12 protein-coding genes (1 of these 12 running past the window's edge) are annotated in these 18,936 nt (G+C 60.5%); 2 read left to right on the top strand and 10 right to left on the bottom strand.

The window, feature by feature from the left end:
• Position 1 precedes the first annotated feature (1 nt).
• The 10 genes from J4D25_RS05055 to J4D25_RS05010 all read right to left on the bottom strand — a co-directional run bounded on the left by J4D25_RS05055 (position 2) and on the right by J4D25_RS05010 (position 16,653).
• Complete coding sequence (locus tag J4D25_RS05055; RefSeq protein ID WP_057715535.1) at positions 2 to 1,156, bottom strand: cell division protein FtsQ; 1,155 nt, start codon at positions 1,154 to 1,156, stop codon at positions 2 to 4.
• A complete protein-coding gene (locus tag J4D25_RS05050; RefSeq protein WP_057715534.1) occupies positions 1,156 to 2,565 on the bottom strand; it encodes an MBOAT family protein in 1,410 nt (469 codons plus the stop codon). The genes J4D25_RS05055 and J4D25_RS05050 overlap by 1 nt, the downstream gene beginning before the upstream one ends.
• 18 nt (positions 2,566 to 2,583) lie before the next feature.
• Positions 2,584 to 3,258 carry an alginate O-acetyltransferase AlgF gene (locus J4D25_RS05045; RefSeq protein WP_057715533.1) on the bottom strand — a complete coding sequence of 225 codons (675 nt, stop codon included), beginning with the start codon at positions 3,256 to 3,258 and terminating at the stop codon, positions 2,584 to 2,586.
• Positions 3,255 to 3,923, bottom strand: coding sequence for an SGNH/GDSL hydrolase family protein (locus J4D25_RS05040; protein ID WP_057715532.1), 669 nt, complete (start codon positions 3,921 to 3,923; stop codon positions 3,255 to 3,257). The genes J4D25_RS05045 and J4D25_RS05040 overlap by 4 nt, the downstream gene beginning before the upstream one ends.
• 17 nt (positions 3,924 to 3,940) lie before the next feature.
• The gene (locus J4D25_RS05035) at positions 3,941 to 7,804 is read right to left on the bottom strand and encodes a cellulose biosynthesis protein BcsC (protein WP_057715531.1); all 3,864 of its coding nucleotides are present in this window, start codon (positions 7,802 to 7,804) and stop codon (positions 3,941 to 3,943) included.
• Positions 7,780 to 9,006 (bottom strand): cellulose synthase complex periplasmic endoglucanase BcsZ, encoded by a 1,227-nt coding sequence (gene bcsZ, locus J4D25_RS05030; protein ID WP_057715530.1) that lies wholly within the window; start codon positions 9,004 to 9,006, stop codon positions 7,780 to 7,782. The genes J4D25_RS05035 and bcsZ overlap by 25 nt, the downstream gene beginning before the upstream one ends.
• Positions 9,007 to 9,028: 22 nt before the next feature.
• Positions 9,029 to 11,332 carry a cellulose biosynthesis cyclic di-GMP-binding regulatory protein BcsB gene (bcsB, locus tag J4D25_RS05025; protein ID WP_258536483.1) on the bottom strand — a complete coding sequence of 768 codons (2,304 nt, stop codon included), beginning with the start codon at positions 11,330 to 11,332 and terminating at the stop codon, positions 9,029 to 9,031.
• Entirely contained in the window at positions 11,329 to 13,560 is a 2,232-nt protein-coding gene (gene bcsA, locus J4D25_RS05020) for a UDP-forming cellulose synthase catalytic subunit (protein ID WP_057715528.1), read from the bottom strand. Before bcsA ends, bcsB begins: the two co-directional genes overlap by 4 nt.
• Positions 13,557 to 14,735, bottom strand: a complete 1,179-nt coding sequence (bcsQ, locus tag J4D25_RS05015; protein WP_057715527.1) for a cellulose biosynthesis protein BcsQ — start codon at positions 14,733 to 14,735, stop codon at positions 13,557 to 13,559. The genes bcsA and bcsQ overlap by 4 nt, the downstream gene beginning before the upstream one ends.
• Positions 14,736 to 15,261: 526 nt before the next feature.
• Entirely contained in the window at positions 15,262 to 16,653 is a 1,392-nt protein-coding gene (locus J4D25_RS05010; protein ID WP_057715526.1) for an aldehyde dehydrogenase family protein, read from the bottom strand.
• Between the two features lie 100 nt (positions 16,654 to 16,753).
• On the opposite strand from J4D25_RS05010, the gene J4D25_RS05005 reads away from it, so the two are divergent.
• Positions 16,754 to 17,632, top strand: coding sequence for a LysR family transcriptional regulator (locus J4D25_RS05005; protein ID WP_057715525.1), 879 nt, complete (start codon positions 16,754 to 16,756; stop codon positions 17,630 to 17,632).
• Positions 17,633 to 17,709: 77 nt separating this feature from the next.
• Positions 17,710 to 18,936: the 5' portion of an OsmC domain/YcaO domain-containing protein gene (locus tag J4D25_RS05000; RefSeq protein WP_057715524.1), read on the top strand. The gene runs 978 nt beyond the window's last position; 1,227 of the gene's 2,205 nt are visible here — the first part of the coding sequence; the start codon lies at positions 17,710 to 17,712; its stop codon lies off the right edge, out of view.

Below are 18,936 nucleotides of genomic sequence, written 5' to 3'. Positions count from 1 at the left end.
CCTACCGCAACAAGCGATAGGCAATGGGTTCGATGTAAGCCGACTGCAGGTCCCGCTCCGGGATCTCCCAGATGATTTGCTTTGGCGGCGTTTCTTTGAAGGCCGGGCTGTTGAGGTAGCTGTTGGCAGCGCCAGAGAACGCTCCACCGTCTTTGGCGAAGTTGCCTACGGGGGCGCCCAGCGCCTGCTGCACAAACCCTGCAAAGTTGGAGTTGCGTGAGAATGAAGTGCCGATGAGCGCGGTGTTGGGGAGGTCGGCATCGCCAAAGAGGTCTGCCTCCGTGTCAGGGCTGGCGGCTGACGCAACGGGAAGTTCGTGGGTGCTGGTCTGGGCGACCATTTCGGGTGCGGGTTGCCATTTAAGCGGCAGCCAGTCGATGCCCGCCAGATGGACCAGATCGCCAGGTCGCACCGCGAGCGGGGCATGACTTTCGTTGAACGACCTGCGTGGCGTTGCGCTGATGCCCAGGGTCTTCAGTCGCTGCGCGATAGCCTCGGCCGCCGCCTTCGCGCCGGACTCGCTCCAGTGCGTATCGGTGCGCAACCAGGCACTGGCCCCCAGTGGCGTCAGCGCACCGGTGAGGTCCAGATTCGCCACGCCAGCCACATCCAGCTTCGAGGTCCAGGCCTGGATGCGCCTTTCGTGAGTGGCTGGGCGGTGCAGTGCGCAACGCTGCCCGGAAGCGATGCGGCTCTTGTCTGGAACGATGACCACCAGCAGGCTGATGCCACGTTGGGAGAGCTGCTGCTTCAGATCAATCACTGCCTGGACTTTGGCATCGGCATTGCGCTGTGCTTGATGATTGACCTTGAGCTCATCGGCCAAAAACAACCAGTCAGGACAACCCGAGCGAACCCTTGGCCCGCTGTCACTGAGCAGGAGCCAGCTGACACCGCGCTCCAGCTCGGCGAAGGTCGTGGGGAGTTGAGCGTTCGACAGTTCCCTGGCGATCCGATGAGTGATATCGCCGTCAAAAAGCTGCGGGGTCAGCACTTTATCGGGCAACAGCGAGATCTGCCCTGAGACGATCAGACGGCCAGAGGACAGCAGCCCGATGAACAGGAATATCAGCAACGCCACGCCTGCCAGCCGACTGCTGCGTGTCGCCAGCTCATCTGGCTGAGTGGGTGGCGGGGTGTGCTTTGGGGTCGTCATCAGAATTGGAAGTACAGGAAAGGTACGGTTTCGCGACTGGCGATCAGTGCGAACGACAGCATGAAACCGGCGATGGGCCAAAGGGCTGCGGCGTAAAACGCAATGCCGCCCAGTCGTTTCTCACAGTAAGGGCGCAGCAGTGGTGCGATGACACCGAACACACCCAGCAAGCCTGCAAGGCCGTGTACCGGGCGCAGGGTCACGGACAGTTCATCACCGAGGGCGATGCCCTGCAGGCCGAACTGCCCGGCATACAGACTCAACGCGCTATGAAAGTCGGGGGCGCGGAACAGTGTCCAGGCCAGGCACACAAACAGTAGAGTCAGGCCATGGGACAGCACCGGCGGTACAGAGGGCAGGGTGGAACGGCTCCAGGCACGATCAACGCATAACGCGAGGCCATGGGCGCAGCCCCACAACAGGTAGTTCCAGCTGTCGCCACCGTGCCAGAGGCCGGCGATGGCCATGATCAGGAACAGGTTGCGGTAGGTTTTCCAGGTGCCGTTGCGATTGCCACCCAGCGGAATGTACAGATAGTCACGTAACCAGCTGGACAGCGACAGGTGCCAGCGGCGCCAGAAGTCCTGGATGCTGTTGGCCAGATACGGACGGTCGAAGTTCTCGGGAAAGTGAAAACCCAGCATCAGTCCCAGCCCAATGGCCATGGCACTGTAGCCGGCGAAGTCGAAGAACAGTTGCAAGGAATAGGCAACGCAGCCTATCCAGGCGTCAGAGAAACTTGGGTTCTGCACATTGAACGCCACATCGACCACGGGCGACAGGGTGTCGGCCACCAGCACCTTCATGCTCATCCCGACCATGAACCTGCGCGCACCCAGCGAGAAATTCTGCAGGTTGAAACAACGTTGATTCAGCTCGCGCCGAACCCAGTCATAGCGAATGATGGGGCCGGCGACCGAATGGCCGAACATCGAAATATAGGTGGCGTAGTTAATGAAGCTGCGTTCAACCGGCACGGTGTGGCGATGCACATCCACCAGATAGGAAATCGCCTGCAATACGATAAACGACAGCCCGGCCGGCATGATGACCCGCTGCCAGTCCAGGGGCATGGCGCCGTACCAGGTGGCGGCATCGATCAAGGTGCCGGCGACGATGTTGGCGTACTTGTACCAGCACAGCACCGCCGTGTTGAGCACGATCAGCGTTGCGAGTAGCCGTACGCGGCCCTTGCTTTCTTCCCGTAAGGCGTCAATCAGCAAGCCGCCGACCCACGCCGTGATCGTCAGCGCCACATGCACCGCGAGGAACTGTGGGCTCAACCAGCCATAGAACAGCCAGCTGCCGATCAGTAGCGTGACGTTGCGCCAGGCGGTTGGGCACACTGCATAGGCACACAGGAACAGCGGCAGGAACAACGTCAGAAACTCGAGAGAAGCAAAAACCATGGTGGTGGCGCGATCCGATCAGTGGGCCAGGACGTCAGTCGCGAGCAACAGGTAAGGGCCATTTGCGCCAGGCAGCAGCACGACGCTGTAGCGCTCGCCGGCCTTGAGCTGGCCCAGGTCAAGCGGGGCACCGACGTTGGTTTGGGCGCAGACCAATTGAACCGACAGGCTGACCGGGTTGATCGCTCGGCGTTGCACGCTGCCGTTGGCCACTTCCTTGAACAGGTCGGCGTTCTTCCCCGCAGCGCGCAAACCGGCCTGGGTGCACGCAGGATCGGCGCTGATAAACGCCAGCGAGGCCCTCAGGCTATTGAAGTCGTCGGGTTGCTCACGGATGACGACCTGGCGGATACCTTGTGCGCTATCCGGCAAGGCGATCACGCTGGCGAATTCGCCTGCCGCCACCTGGATGTCCAGCGGCTGGCTCTTGCCGTTGCGTTCCAGGGTGCCCTTGATCGGCTGGTTGGCGGGCACGGGCAAGTAGTCGGACACAGCATGGGTGCCTTCGAGTTTGAGGCTAGCCCGCGAGCCTTCGGCCAGCAGTTGCAGGGGGTGGTCGGCGGCGTTGATAAAGCGCAGGAAGGCCGAGTCCTGATCCGGGCCCGTCGGGTACAGGGCAATGTCGGCAGCCTCGGCTTGCAGGCTCAGCATCAAGGGCGCGAACAGTGCCCAGCTGAATGCGAATCGGGTCATTTACCGGCTCCTGTGCTGCTGATGCGGTCGGCGGGCAGTTTGGCCACGGCATCACCGATCGCATTGCCCCAGGATTGATAACCGGCGACGGTGAAGTGCTGGCCGTCGGTGGTGATCCACTGTCCGGGTTTGGAAAACGTCAGCGAATCGATGTAGGTGCAAGGCGCCACGTTTGCGGCCAGAAACTGCGACATCAACTGGGTGCGGGCGTCATTCTTCTGGTACATGCCACCGGCTTTGCCCCAGGCCGGGCCCACCCAGGCGCAACGGGTCCCGGTGGCCGCGATGGCCTTGGCCAGGCCGGTGACGCTTTGCCATGCCCAGGCCTTCGGAAACACCGGCTTGTCATAGGACGCCATGGTGTCGCCGATGACCAGTACCACCAGGTCGGGCTTGTCGGCGGCGATCAGGTCCTGGATCGGTGTGGTAGTGGCGTCACGGCCCTTGATCACGATCTTGTCGTTGCCTTTGCGCTCGGCACCGCAGTCGACCTTCTTGCTGATCAGCCAGTCGCCGGCGCTGGCGCCGCAGGCACCGATGGAGTGGACCTGGGCGCCTTGGCGCGTCAGGTTGTCGTGCAGCGGCTCCAGCAAATGGTCCGCAAGGCTCATGTGGCTCTCCCCAAGGACAAGGAGAGTCAGACCGGCAAGGGCAGAAGTGGGCATCGAAAGCTCCAGAATGATCAGTTGGAATAAGGCGAGGTGTACGGACTGACCGGCAGGCTCATGGGGCCGTTGATCTCCTCGAACTGGTAGCGCAAGGACAGGGCACCGCTGATTTGTTGGTAGTCGCGGGCGTTGTCCAGGCCCAGATTGGCGCCCAGCAGGAAGTTCGAAGCGACCTTGTATTCAGCCGCCGCGGCGACGCTGTAGCCGATCCCGGTTTTGTTTTGCCCGGCGTAGCGCAGGCCCGAGGCCGCCTGCAGGGCTTTGTCGGTCGGGAAATAGTCGACGCTGTCCTGCTCGAAGTGCTGCACGCCGACCGAACCCTTGACTTGATACGTCAAGCGCCCGGTGCGTTGTGCCCAGGTCACCGGTACGCCCAGGGCGAAGAACGTCTGCGGGCTGAAATAGCCGCCGTGGCCGTATGTGAAATAGTCCTGGTTGTTGGCGTAGCTGATGCCGGTCATGCTCAGGCCGACGGTCAGTTTGCTGTCCGTTGCGTTTTGCAGGTACCAGTACACACCGCTGCCCAGTTCACTGCGGCTGTTGGACTCGACATGGTTGCCCAATAACTGGTGCCAGGAGGCGTAGCCATATACGCCGACTTCGTTGTCGTCGAAGCTCAACTGGCCGCGCCCGCCGTTGGCGGTCACACCGCCCCAGGACTGCCCGCTGCGTTTGTCCGTGGTGCCGGCAAACGAGGTGACGCTGTCAGTCACCGGACGCCGGGAAACGCTCACGCCGTAACGGACATTAGAGGTGTCGCTGATGGGGCGATCAACGCTGATGCCGCCGGTGGCTGTGCTGTATTTGAAGCCGAGGGGGGTGGTGCCGAGATCGGCTTTGAGCCCATCCGCGGGCCGTTGAATGGCGACGGAAAGGCCGACGCCCTCGGCTTTTTGCGAACCGACGCTGCCGCTCTGCGCACCATTGCCAAAACGCGACAACGCCTCGCTGCTGGCACTGCCGGCGTTCAGCGAGACCGGCGTCACGCGCAGGGCGACGCGGCTTTCATCCAGCGGAATATTGATTTCCAGCGGTGTTTCAATGTCGGTCAGTTTGCTCAGTCCCGACTCACTGTCGTTGCTACGAATGCTCACGCCCTGGGTCACGTAGGCACTGCGCTCCTGGAGGATTTTACTCAGTGCCAGTTGTGCGGGACTGATGTCCTCGCTCACCAATGCTGCACGTGGCAGCTGCGACTCGAATGGATTGCTCGCCTGCTGCGGCCTTGGCGGGGCATCGACGCCGAAAGGGGTGTGGGACGTCATGCGGCCCGGCATCTCTTGAGCCGGTGGCGGGATGGCTGCCAGCAAGGTGTCGCGACTGACTTCGTTACGTGAACCCGACACCCCGGCAAAAGGGTTGGGCGCCACCGTCGAACCGGCCAGTTGGCCGCCCTGGCTTCTGCGTTTCTCGTTCTGTTCGATGGCCACTGCCTTGCGCAGCAGATCGGTGGCCGTGCCGGTTTTGCCCATGTTCTGGTAGAGACGTGCGGCCTCGGTCAGCGTTTGAGGGTTACCGGATTCGGTCTTGAGCAGCTGTTGCAGCGCCTGTTCTGCAAAGGCCGTGTCATGTGCCAGCACCGCCGCGTCGGCAGCACCCAGCAGCAGTTGTGGGTCGTTTGGCTGGCGCTGTAACAGCGGTTTGTAGAGTTCGAGGGCTTTTGCCGTGTCGCCATTGGCCGAGTACATCCGCGCCAGGGCTGCGACGGCAGCGCTGTCACCGGGACGTTGTGCCAGTGCGGGCGCCAGCGTGTCATAGGCATTGGCCAGATCGCCGCGTTCACGCAGTTGGTCAGCCTGGCGGATGCGATAGAGGTAGAGCAGGTCGTCGAAACGCTTGCGAGCCGGCGCGTTCAAGGGCCTGTTCTGAAGGTCGCGCAGAATCTCGTTGACCTGTGCGTCTTCTCCGGATTTAAGCAGGACAGCGGCGTATTGCAGGATGAAATCCGCCGAGGGCGCCGTGGTGTGTTGCAACTGGCCGCGCATGAGGGCCAGTGCACGGGTCGGTTCGCCGATGTCGACATAGGCCGTAGCCAGGCTCGCTGTGCGATCCGGACTGTTGTTGGCCATCGGCTGAATACGATCGAGCAAGGTCAGGGCTTCCTGGCGCTGTCCGCGTTTGCCCAACTCTATCGCCTGGCTGAGTTGCAGGTTGAGGCTGACATCAGCGGCCAGCGCTTGCATGTCCGGGGTGCGCTGGTCGGGGCGCAAGCGTCCCAATGTTGTCTGTGCGGCTTTCCACTCACCCAACTGGACCGACAGCAAGGCGCTGACGTAAAGCGCATCGGCATTGTCGGGATGGGCCTGGAGCATGGCGTTGATCAGGTCCCGGGCCTTTTGCGGTTCGTCCATCGCCAGGTTCAGGCGGGCCAGGGCGAAACGCGTCCAGATGTTGTCCGGTTCGTAGCGCAACGCGTCTTGCAAGGCGTTGCGCGCTGCGGGCAGGTCGTTGCGTTGTTCGGCGAGGGCGGCCAGTTGCGTCGCACGCAAGGCTTTCAGGCGTGCGGACTGGCCGATCTTTGCCTGCCCGGTGGCGGGCAGGCTGTTGATCAGTTGCAGCGCTTCATCGTTCTTGCCGCTCTTGAGCAGCACGTTGACCAGCCCTTCCTGTGCTTGAGGGTCGTCGCGGCGCAGGTTCAATACCAGGCGATAGTTGCCCTGAGCGTCATCGAACTGGCCCGCGCTGGCCTGAATATCCGCCAGGGCGAGGCGAGCGTCCACCCCGTTCGGGGCCAGACGCAGCGCCTGGTTTACCTGGGCCTGTGCCTGGGCTGTCTGGCCTTTGGCCTGGGCGTCCCGAGCCTGCTGCAACGCAGACCAGTAGCGCACTTCGTTCAGCGCCACCTGCCACTGGCTGCCGTCAGGTTGTCGCGTGGCCTGACCCAGGAGCTTTTCCGCTTCGGCCAGTTGGCGTTGCTGTTGGCGAACAACCCCAAGACCGCCCAGCGCATCGGCATCATCGGGTTGGCTTTTCAAGCGCGCTTGAAAAGCCTGTTCGGCGGTGGCCTGATCGCCTGCCTTGAGCGCCTTCAGGCCGCGCGCGACGTCGGCGGGCGGTTGCCATCCCTTACTGGCCGTCGTTGCTACTACCTGTTGCTTGCCCTTGTCCATCTGCGCCCGAATTTCCACGTCATCCGGATGCGTCTTGAGGTACGCCTCGAACAACGGCACTTGTGCCGGATTGGGTGGACCGATCCAGGTCAGCGCCAGGCGCCAGCTTTCGTCGGCATCACCGGCAATGTCGGTACGCTGGGTCAGCGCGGCCAGGGCGCGGATACCTTCGGCACGGCTGTCTTCATGGCGCACCAGATGCTTGGCGTAAAACAGCGCGACGATCGAGTCATTGGGCATTTCTCGTTGCAGGCGCTGAAATCCGCTGCGTGCTTCAGGCCAGTCAGCCTGATTGAAGGCAAGGTTGTTGTAATACTCGCGACCGATCGTGCCTTGAGGCGGACGGCCATCGAACAGCGAGCGAAACTCGGCGGTCGCCTTGTCGCGCTCACCGGCATCGACGAGGCGCCGAGCCTCTTCCAGGCGCTGCTGGCTCTGCGGTTGTGCCAGGGCGATATCCTGCGCCAATTGCAGTGCCTGCCGAGGCGCTGGCTCGATGGCCTGCAAGCGGGCGAGGTATTGCTGCGCCTGTTGTGGCTTGCCCTGTTGCACGCCGATCAAACCCAGGCCATACAGTGCGTCAACCTGGACCGGGTCCAGCAGCAGGACTTTCCGCCAGACTTCCGCAGCGCGTTGAGGGTTTTTGTGCAACTGCCAGTACTGCCCTTGCTCGACGAGTAATGTCTGTGGCGTCGGACTTTGAGCGTGGGCAGCAGCCGTCCATGCGCTCATGGCGGCGATGACTAGCGTGCGGTGGTGCGCGTGCATGCGGTCTCCCAGGAGAGTTTCAGCGTTCCGTCTTCCCGGAATCGGTAATGTTTATCTGCCCAGCCGAGCGCGAACAGGCTGAGCATCAAGTCGTAGTAACGCGGCGGACCGACGTCGGCATCAGGCCTGGCCAGTGCCTCGCGCAAGGCGAGTTCCACGCGGTGTCGCTGCTGATCGGCCAACCCGGGTTGCCCCTTGGCCTGAAGGTAGGGAATCAGCGCAGCCCGGAATCCGAACGGGCTCTGACCCCGGGCACTGCCGTGGCGAACCTCGACTGTTTCCGGGGGGGAACCCGTCGCTACGGTGTTGCGGGCCATGCCGTCCAGCCGTTTGAGCAGCAGCGCTGCCAGCGGCTCGGAGGTATCACTCATGCCCAGCCAGAGGTACACGCGAATGGCGTCGTAGCTGCCCGTGTCGCCATTGATCGGGTCGCTGACGAAAACACCCGATTGCGCTGAAGTGCCTTGATAACCGACCCAGTCCGCGACGAAGCCGTGGCGGCTGGATTGGGCGATCATCGTCGCGGTGTTGCGGGCAATCGCTTGCCAGGGCCCGGACGGTGCTTCCTTGGCCAGCCGCCGTAACAGTGGCAGTGGCAGGTAGCTGGGGTTCAGGCGCCAGAGTGCGTCCGGCTGGACGAAGCCCTGTGGTCCAGGCAATACCATCGGACCCAGCCCGGGCAGGTTGACGACCAATTGCGCTTCGATCGTCGCCATCAGGTGCAGGGCGTCCTGGCGATAGTCCGGCCGATCCCACAGGCGTGCGGCTTCGAGCAGGGCGTAGGCGATCCACAGGTCGGCGTCGGCGGCCGAATTGGCGTCTTGCAGGCGCCACTGACCGTCCGTGCCTTGCCCCCATAACCAGCCCGGCAGGCGTGTGGCGATGTCTGCGCCGGCGAGGTTGGCCGAGGTCCAGCGCCAGAGCGTGTCGAAGCGTGGCTGATCGTTGCCGATCAGTGCGAAGAGCATGCCGTAGGACTGCCCTTCAGAGGTGCTGTGATTGCTCTTCAGGCTCGATTCCAGAACCCGGCCGTCGTCCTGGACGAAGCGCGTTGCGTAGGTTTGCCACAGTGGCCAGGCTGGCGACTCGCAGGAGTTTGCGGCCGCTATCGCCGGCGCCAGCAGGGCAAGCGCAAGCACCGCGCTCAACCTGCGCGCGTTACCGCACAGGCCCTGGCAAAGTGAAGTACCCCGGCTGCTCATGGACGACACAGGCCTGCGCCGCTCATTGGCCAAGACGACGTTTGGCCCGTAAGCGCAGGGCCAGATAGGCCATGCAAGCAAGCAGCAGGACCCCGAGGAGGGTGAACAGCATGAGCGCAATTACGTTCTGCGAGAGGTACCACTGCAGATAGCGCAACGGACCCAGGCGCCCGACGTAGTAATCCTGCTCGGCGACTAACGACTCGACATGCTTGCCCCTGACCACCACCAGACTGCCTTGCAATTGCTGGGCATTTTCTTCGCTGCTGAGCAGGGCGTTGGTCACGTCGGCCAGGCCGTCTGGCCTTGTGCCGGCGATAAACACCACGCTACGGCCACTCTTGAGCGGCGATTCGAATCCGGTCAGATAAGCACTGCCGTCCTCAGCGCTAAACCTGAAGCTGCTGCGCGCTTCGCGTAGATTGGTTTTCGTATCCGGGCTGATCCAGTTGCGCAGGCGCAAGGGCAGGTCAGACAGTTCAAAGTACTGCGCAGCGTCTTCGCCTTTAGCCGGCAGAAGGCTTTGCCATTGCTGTAGCAGCGGCTGATTGTTGCCCGAGGCGAGCACCAGCAAATCCCGGTCGCTTTGCTCGGCCACCTGATCGGCGTGGACCACCTTAACGCCGGTGGCCGGATAACCGGTGGAGTCGCCGAAGCGGCCCAGCAGGGTCAGATAGGCGCTCAGATCGGCCGGGCCTGGCTCGTCGGGCAGGATCACCGATGTTTCAGACAGGTCGGCCATGCGGGTGAACGGGAAGCCACTGTCCTTGAACACCCCGAGGTTGGGCATGGCCATGAAGTGTTCGTACTGGCTGAGGTCCAGGGTCGAGTCCGGGTCGATCACACCGCGCATGTTGTCGATGATGATGTCGCGGCATTCGCCCTGTTTGATGTAGTCATACATGAAGCGAAACTGCAGGCGCGATTGCAGCGCAACTGAATTGAGCGGCAACAGCATGCGCGACGTGCGGGCCAGGCTGTCGTCGGTTTTGAGCATCGACAGCAGGCTGTCGCTGTTGCCGAGTTTCTCGATCGAGGGCAGGTCGATCGACTTGATGAAGGTGTCGTTGAAACTGATCAGCAACGAAGAGTTTGTGGAGACCGGTTGCGGCGTATAGCGGTATTTCAGGTCAAGTTGCGCACCGGGCTCACGCCAGTTGAACAGGTCGGGTGGCAAGCGCAGCGCCACCGTCATTTGTCCCGGGTTGTAACCCGACACATTGAGTTCTGCGGGCTTGGCCAGCTCACCCAGGCGAACCGGGCGATCGGAGGGCAGCCAGTTTGGCGCGTCGTACGGTTGGCGTGGCTTGAGCGAGTCGATCCGGTCGATCACCACGCTCTGCCCGGAAAAGGCCGAGCCGCCGAGGACCAACGCTGTCGCGGCGACCTTGAGATCGGCGCCATCGCGCCCGGAGACGATCAACAGTTTGCCCTGAGCATCATTCGGGTTGCTCATGAGGGTCAATGTCGGCCCCGTGGCCTCTTTGATCGGCAAACCACTCAAGGTCGTTGATTCGTTACCGATGACAAACACCACCGCGTTGCCCTTGGCCGGCAGGCTGGTGAGGCTGGCGGGGAAGGTTGCGCCACGGTAGCTGGCCAGGGCGCCAAACCAGGACGACAGGATCCCGGCGGCCTCAAGTTCAGGACCGCCCGGGCGCGCGGCGAACACGAAGGGCAGCTTCAGGGGCGAGGCGTCTCGACGATCGAACAGGGGAAGCGGCAGAGCGGACAGGTCGTTGGGCTGTTTAATCGACGTCACCTGGAGGCTCAGCTGGCTCTCGTTGCCGATCCTGGCCCAAAGGCTGGAGTGCAAAGGGTCTTCACATTGCATCGTGTAATGACCGATGAACTGCAGGCTGAGCCGATTGAATTCGGTGATGGTCTGCGGCGGAATCTGCACGGTCCGGGTCTGCAATTTACCGGCCTCTTCCTTCGGGAGGGGCAGGCTGGCGGCCACTTGATCGTTGATCAGCACGTTGATTTGCGAAAGGTCGGCCAGCAGCGCCGGTGAGTAGCTGTACTGCAGCGTGACCTGTGCAGCCGTGACGACCTCATCGGCGCGCACATCGAAATTCACACTGTCGGTCGCCTCCACGCCTTTTAGGGTCATCGAATAGCTTTTGCCCAGCTCCTTGAGGGTGCGGGTATAGCTGTTGCCCGGGGCATCGGTCACGGGCAACGATGCGACCGGCAACACCGCCGGCTCTGTGGCGCTGATTTGGGCGGCAGCACTCAATGCCCAGCCGTTCCAGCCCACTAGCGAGCAGGCGATCAGCATGAGTGAGCGACGAGGAAGAAAGGTCCGGCGAGTGGAAGGCTTCAAGATCGTTGCGTGTCCGCGGTGGAGTCGATGGGTGATGGAGTGTCGGGGCGTTTGCGCAGCAGCGCGTGGCTGTCCTTCAGGCTTGCAACGAACAAGCGCAGGATGGCGCGTAAGCCAATGCTGCTGACCTCGCGCAATGCCGACATGGGCGCGTCGAGGCGGCCGTTACCCCAGGTATTGGCCCAGGTGTCGGCCCGTGAAAAGGTCAGTCGCACCAGTTCGCTTTGCTGGCGCAGGGTCAGGCCCTCGAATTGCACGCCTGCCACGCCGTCGTTGTTGAAGATCGTTGTTGCGGGAAAGAGGCTTGAAGGCGGCGTGCGCAAAATGCACAGCCGCAGCTTCTCATCGACGCTGAGCTGCACCTGCGGTGGCAGTGCCAGACCCACGCCGTTTTGTGAGAAGTCCTGAGTTTTGCAATCGAACCAGGTGCCGTCTTCGCGGTAGACACGCACGGGCAGGTCAGCGGGCACCCTGGGTTCGTTGCGTACCTGGGAGGACTCAGTGGCCACCGCTACGGCGGTGCTGACGATGATGATGTTGTACACGGTCCAGGCCAGGTTGATCAGCAGGGTCGTGACCTCGGCCGAATCACTCCCGACCAGCTTCATCACGCCAATCACCAGACCGATCATGTTCAAGGTCAGCAGCACGATGTAAGGCCGTGCAAGCTTCCAGTCGAAATAGTCCTTCTCGATGGTGCCGCCCTTGTCGGTCACATTGAACTTGCCCAGCGAAGGGCTGATCAGGGCCAACAGTACTGGTCGCATGATGTACCAGGCCAAAACCGACTCATACACTTCGTTCCAGAAGGAATGGCGGAAACGCCCCTGGATGGCGGAGTTGGTCAGGCTGGAATGGAAAATATGCGGCAGTACATAGACCGTGACCATCAACGCCGAGGCATGGAAAATCTGCGCGTCGAAAAACAGATAGGCCAAGGGTGCAGTCAAGAACACCAGCCGGGGCAGGCTGTAGAAAAAGTGCATCATGGCGTTGAGGTAGCAGATGCGCTGCCCCAGGTTCAGACCTTTGCCAAATAGCGGATTGTCGGTCCGAAAAATCTGCGCCATGCCTCGCGCCCAACGTATGCGCTGGCTGATGTGTCGGGAAAGGCTTTCGGTGGCCAGGCCCGCCGCTTGTGGAATGGCGAGATAGGCCGTATTGAAGCCACGGCGATTGAGCTTGAGTGCCGTGTGCGCATCCTCCGTCACGGTTTCGGTGGCGATGCCGCCGACTTCCAGCAAGTGAGTCCGCCGGATGACCGCGCAAGAGCCGCAGAAAAACGCTGCGTTCCACAGGTCGTTGCCGTCCTGCACCAGGCCGTAGAACAACTCACCTTCATTGGGTACCGAGCGAAAGGTATCGAGGTTTTTTTCGAACGGATCGGGTGAATAGAAGAAGTGCGGTGTTTGCAGCAACGCCAGGTTCGGGTCCTTTGAAAACCAGCCCATGGTGATCTGCAGGAAGGAGCGGGTGGGCACGTGGTCGGCATCGAATATGGCGATGAACTCGCCGTCGGTGACTTTGAGTGCTTCGTTGAGGTTGCCGGCCTTGGCATGGTCATTGTTGTCGCGGGTGATGTAGTTGACACCAATCTGCTGACAGAAAGCCTTGAATTCCTCCCGGCGTCCGTCATCGAGCATGTGCACCCGCAGTTTGCCCTCGGGCCAGTCGATGGCCTGAGCGGCAAGCACCACCAGTTTGACGATGCCCAACGCTTCGTTATAGGTGGGAATGAAAACGTCTACCGTCGGCCATTCAGCGGGCGGCTGTTGCAGAAACTGCGGTTTACGATGCAGCGGCCAAGCGGTCTGTACGTAGCCGAAGACGAGGATGAGCAAGGCATACAGCTCGGCCAGCACCAGCCCGTAGCCAAATACGGCATCCTGCCAATTGTCGAAGCCCAGGGTGTCGGTCAGGCGCCAGTACATGTAGCGCAGCGAAGCGATCAGCGAGAGGGTGATCAGCGTCAGGATCGCCAGACGCCCGGCTTGCTTGCGGATGATCAGGCTGGTGGCGAAACAGACGACAGCAAACGCGGCCTGGGAATACAGGTTCAGCGGCGCGGTGAGGATACCCAGCACCAGCAATGCGGCGAACAACACGGCTGAGAGCTTCAGGCCTTGGCGCCAACGCTTGGGCCATCGACTGACGTGAGCCTGGAAAGTGTCCAATAGCTCCTCCAGCCACCACGCCTTCGCAGGTGCCTGATTCAGCCGGGCGGTCATGGCGTGCCCTGCAGGCTGGAAGCATCCGCGAAAAGCAGGGCATGGACCGCGCCTGACAGCGAGAGAATGTCCTGACAGCCAATGCTCTCAGGTGCGTACTGCAGCAGGTCCCGACCATAGGCCAGCGACTCGTTGAACTGGTGATCGAGGCGAATCGTCCCGATCAGGTTGGCGCCGAGCCGCCGCCGAAACAGCACGCCCATGTCCCTGCAGAACGAACGCGAGTCATCCCGTTGGTTGAGCACATACCGGTGCCGCTGCGCGCGTCTTGGGCTGGTTTCCAGCCACTGGGTCATAGTGTCCAGTGCCAGGTAGGAGGCCGCGTCGGCCACCGTCATTACCAGCACCAGATCGGCGGCGTCGAGTGCCTGTTGCGAATAGACGGTCGCACCCGAAGGAGTGTCCAGGATCACGGTATCGTTTTCGCTGAGGTTCATTGACGCAAGGTGCTGATTCAACCAGTCAGAATCTTCAAGCATCAACTGCTTGAGCAATCGGCGGTCGTTCACCTCGCCAGTGCCGAAGGGCAGGCACTCGCTGTCGCTAAAGCCCGGCAGGCAATGAGCGCCCCAGTCTGCGTGCTGTTCTTTGAGCTGGATCAGCCCGGGAACCTGCCGGGTGATACCCAAGTGGCCGGACAGCGCGTTCTGAGGGTCCAGATCAATAGCGATGGTACGCCCGCCAGGGCGCCGAAGGGTTTTTGCGAGGCCGGCGGCGACGGTGCTTTTACCCACTCCACCATTCGCCGAAACGATAGCAATGACCTTCGCCTTGGTCCGCTTGCGAGTTATTTCTGGTAGACCGTCCCGACGAACCTGGTTGAGTTCACGCAACAGGTCGCTCAATCGCTGACGATCGCACGTAGCAGAACTCGCAGGTGGCTTGGTCAGGGGAGGGGATATGGGTGAAGGTTGCGAGAGGACAACATTCTTCACAGGCTCGACCAACGCACCAACCAATAAAGAAGGCTGTGGCTCGTCCATTAGAAATACAGGGGGCGTTGGTGTTGGTGTTGGTGTTGGGGGAGGCAAGGCCACCGACGGTTCTGGCTCAGCGAGTTCTGGTGTAACCGGGTCGTCTTTGAAATCTTTGTAGTTCGGTTGTATTTCCTGGTAACTCTCCGCATTGGCGCCAAAACGTGTAAAGAGTTTCGCAATATCGTCTACATATTTCATGCGTTGTACCAGTTATGAAATAACTCAGAAACTCAGCATTCCATTAACTTTTAAAAGTTGATGCGTCGTCTTGGCGTTGGCAGAGTGCCATTAATCTAGGGTGTCTACGTCTTAGTGTCAACGAATGTTATAAGAAGTCAGCGAGACTAATTGATGTTGGTCTGACTGTTATTGGGGGGTGTTATTTGTGGAAAGTGTGAGTGTTAGAGTTTGTCAAGTAATCACTGTTCAATAAGGTGTAACAGGATGAAAGGTAATGGGGTTACTTGTCCGGATAAATAACTTTCGGTGCGATGGAGTGTGAATGTTGATCGCCTTCGATGAGAAGAGTGATGCGCAGGATGGTCCGTTTTTACTGGGCTTGAAGATGGGTAAATTGAACCAGGGATGAGTATTGATTAACTGTATGGGGTGCCAGGGAGCGAGTTTCAATCACTCCGTCCCGACCCTGTTTTTCAATGAATTAGCCCAGCCTGAGAAGGCTGGGCTTTTTCGTGTCTGAAAATTACCCCTATTTATACCGGCCCTAGCGCCGATCCAGCCAAACCGTTTGTGCATTACAGAATTCACGCACACCGAAATGCGAGAGTTCACGGCCAAAGCCACTCTTCTTCACGCCACCAAAACTGACACGCGGATCGCTGGCGCTATAGCCGTTGATGAACACGCCGCCGGTTTCAAGTTCGCTGGCCATCTGCTGGGCGAGTTCAACATTGCGCGTGTAGAGGGTGGCGGTGAGGCCGAACTCGCTGTCATTGGCCAACTCCAGCGCATGGGCTGCGTCTCGGGCCGTGATGATTGAGGCCACCGGACCAAACAACTCCTGTTTGAATGATGTCATCTGATCGGTCACGTCGCCGAGTACAGTGGGCTCATAGTAGTTACCTGGGCCTTCAGCCTTCTTTCCACCCATCAGCAACGTCGCGCCTTCTTTTAGTGTGTCGCGCACCTGTTGATCCAGTTCATCGCGCAGATCGAAGCGAGCCATCGGGCCGATATAGGTGGTGGTAGCCAGTGGATCACCGACAACCAGTTGTTGGGTGGCCTCGACGAACTTGCGGGTAAATTCCCGGGCAATGCCTTGCTCGACTATCAGTCGTTTGGCTGCGGCGCAGACTTGTCCGGTGTTTTGATAGCGCCCGATCACGGCGGCTTTTACCGCCTCATCGAGGTCCGCGTCGTCGAGAACGATAAACGGGTCGGAGCCGCCCAGTTCCAATACGCATTTCTTCAGCGCGGCTCCGGCCTGAGCACCGATGGCCATGCCCGCTCGCACGCTACCGGTGAGGGTGACGGCCGCGATGCGTGGATCGGCGATCGCCTTGGATACACCGTCCGGGGTGACGTTGATGACCTCGAAAACACCTTCGGGGAAATCCGCTTGCTTGAAGGCCTCCAGCAGCAGGTAGGTGCTGCCCATGACGTTTGGCGCGTGCTTGAGTACGTAGGTATTGCCGGCGAGCAGGGTGGGGACCGCGCCGCGCAGGACTTGCCAGATGGGGAAGTTCCACGGCATCACGGCGAGAATCGGGCCCAGGGGGCGATATTCAATGCGTGCCTTGCCGCCTTCAACCAGGGTCGGTTCCGGGCTCAGCATGGCGGGGCCATGTTCGGCGTACCACTGGCAGAGCTGCGCACATTTTTCAATTTCACCGCGGGCCTGAGCAATCGGCTTACCCATTTCCTGGGTGATCATGTTCGCCATAGCCTGTGCATTGTTGCGCAAGGCCTGACCGAGGTTGATCAACAGTTGCGCGCGCTGTTCAACCGGTTTGCCGCGCCAGGCGCGAAACCCGGTAGCGGCCCGCGTCAGCGCGGCCTGTAATGCCGAATCGGATTCGAAAGGGTAATGGCCGATCTGCTCGCCCGTGGCGGGGTTGATCGAAATGGCATGGGTAAGGCTGGATACGTTGGTCATGGCACCGTCCTGCGAGGTAGGAATGTGCTCAGGTTATGGGGCTATATGTTTTCTGGAAACTGAATAATACTGAGCATAACGTTCACGTTTGGAGAATGTCTTGGATCTGGTTCAGCTCGAAATTTTCAAGGCTGTCGCCGAGCACGGCAGCATCAGCGTGGCCGCCCAGCATATTCACCGGGTGCCATCGAATCTCACGACCAGAATCAAACAGCTTGAACTGGACCTGGGTGTGGATCTGTTTATTCGCGAGAAGAGTCGCCTGCGCCTGTCGCCGGCCGGCTGGAGCTTTCTGGATTACGCTCGACGTATTCTCGACCTGGTTCAGGAGGCGCGCGCCACCGTGGCGGGTGAAGAACCGCAGGGAGCCTTCGCCCTGGGTTCGCTGGAAAGTACTGCAGCGGTACGTATTCCAGAGCTATTGGCCGCCTATAACCAGAAGCACGCCAAGGTCGAACTGGACCTGTCCACCGGCCCCTCCGGGACCATGATCGATGGAGTGCTGTCCGGGCGGCTGGCCGCTGCATTTGTCGATGGTCCGGTGTTGCATCCGGCGCTGGAGGGCGTGCCTGCATTCGAGGAGGAAATGGTCCTGATCGCCCCAATCAACCATGACCCGATTCATCGGGCCAAGGATGTGAATGGCGAAAACATCTATGCCTTCCGCTCCAACTGCTCTTATCGCCATCATTTCGAAAGCTGGTTCGCCAATGGCGCGGCGGTGCCCGGCAAGATTTTCGAAATGGAGTCCTATCACGGCATGCTGGCCTGCGTCAGCGCCGGTGCCGGCCTGGCGCTGATGCCCCGCAGCATGCTCGAAAGCATGCCTGGATGCACGACGGTCAGTGTCTGGCCGTTGTCGGAGTCGTTCCGCTATTTACGCACCTGGCTGGTGTGGCGCAGGGGGACCGTGTCGCAGAGCCTGACGATGTTTGTGCGCTTGCTTGAGGAGCGCGGTGTGGTGTTGATCGATAAATAGCGGAAAGTTAACGGTCTGTGCCGAAAAACCGGATAATGGCGGCCAAATCGTTTAGCTCGTAATTCTGGTAATCGCACATGGAAATCAAGGTCAACTTTCTCGACAACCTTCGACTTGAAGCCAAGTTCGACGACTTCACGGTGATTGCCGATCAACCCATTCGCTACAAGGGCGATGGCTCGGCACCGGGGCCGTTCGATTACTTCCTGGCTTCGTCGGCGTTGTGTGCGGCGTACTTCGTGAAGCTGTATTGCGAAACTCGCAATATCCCCACCGAAAATATCCGCCTGTCGCAGAACAACATTGTTGATCCGGAAAACCGCTACAACCAGATTTTCAAGATTCAGGTTGAATTGCCGGCGGACATTTCCGCCAAGGACCGTCAGGGGATCTTGCGCTCCATCGACCGTTGTACGGTAAAGAAGGTGGTGCAAACCGGGCCTGAGTTTGTGATTGAAGAGGTCGAAAACCTCGACGCCGATGCCCAGGCGTTGCTGATGCCGCACTCGACCAGCGAGGCGGGCACCTACATTGTGGGCAAGGACCTGCCGCTGGAGCAAACCATCGCCAACATGTCGGGCATCCTGGCTGACCTGGGCATGAAGATTGAAATCGCTTCGTGGCGCAATATCGTTCCCAATGTGTGGTCGCTGCACATCCGCGATGCGCACTCGCCAATGTGTTTTACCAACGGCAAAGGCGCGACCAAGGAAGGCGCGCTGGCATCGGCACTGGGCGAGTTTATCGAGCGGCTCAACTGCAACTTCTTCTACAACGATCAGTTCTGGGGCGAGGACATCGCCAACGCGGCGTTTGTGCATTACCCGGACGAGCGCTGGTTCAAGCCTGGCCCGAAGGACGAACTGCCGACTGAAATCCTCGACGAGTACTGCCTGAAGATTTACGACCGGGATGACGAGTTGCGTGGTTCGCATCTGTACGACACCAACTCCGGCAACACCCAGCGCGGCATTTGTTCACTGCCGTTTGTGCGCCAGTCGGACAATGAGGTGGTGTACTTTCCGTCCAACCTGATCGAAAACCTGTTCCTGAGCAATGGCATGAGCGCCGGCAACACCCTGGCCGAAGCCCAGGTGCAGTGCCTGTCGGAGATCTTCGAGCGCGCGGTCAAACGCGAAATCCTCGAAGGCGAAATGGCCCTGCCGGATGTGCCGCAGGAAGTACTGGCGAAATACCCGGGGATTCTGGCTGGTATCCAGGCCCTGGAAGAGCAGGGCTTCCCGGTGCTGGTCAAGGATGCATCGTTGGGCGGGGAGTTCCCGGTGATGTGTGTGACCTTGATG

It is taken from the genome of Pseudomonas sp. GW456-L13, assembly GCF_017350115.1.
GTDB lineage: Bacteria > Pseudomonadota > Gammaproteobacteria > Pseudomonadales > Pseudomonadaceae > Aquipseudomonas > Aquipseudomonas jessenii.
The sequence above is the reverse complement of the archived record's forward strand: the minus strand, read 5'-3'. Positions and strand labels throughout refer to the sequence as shown.

Bases quoted from the DNA above. Each gene is read 5' to 3' on its own strand.
- bcsA (WP_057715528.1), bottom strand. From the start codon at position 13,560: ATGACCGCCCGGCTGAATCAGGCACCTGCGAAGGCGTGGTGGCTGGAG.
- J4D25_RS05010 (WP_057715526.1), bottom strand. From the start codon at position 16,653: ATGACCAACGTATCCAGCCTTACCCATGCCATTTCGATCAACCCCGCC.
- J4D25_RS05035 (WP_057715531.1), bottom strand. From the start codon at position 7,804: ATGCACGCGCACCACCGCACGCTAGTCATCGCCGCCATGAGCGCATGG.
- J4D25_RS05050 (WP_057715534.1), bottom strand. From the start codon at position 2,565: ATGGTTTTTGCTTCTCTCGAGTTTCTGACGTTGTTCCTGCCGCTGTTC.
- bcsZ (WP_057715530.1), bottom strand. From the start codon at position 9,006: ATGAGCAGCCGGGGTACTTCACTTTGCCAGGGCCTGTGCGGTAACGCG.
- J4D25_RS05040 (WP_057715532.1), bottom strand. From the start codon at position 3,923: ATGCCCACTTCTGCCCTTGCCGGTCTGACTCTCCTTGTCCTTGGGGAG.
- J4D25_RS05045 (WP_057715533.1), bottom strand. From the start codon at position 3,258: ATGACCCGATTCGCATTCAGCTGGGCACTGTTCGCGCCCTTGATGCTG.
- J4D25_RS05055 (WP_057715535.1), bottom strand. From the start codon at position 1,156: ATGACGACCCCAAAGCACACCCCGCCACCCACTCAGCCAGATGAGCTG.
- bcsQ (WP_057715527.1), bottom strand. From the start codon at position 14,735: ATGAAATATGTAGACGATATTGCGAAACTCTTTACACGTTTTGGCGCC.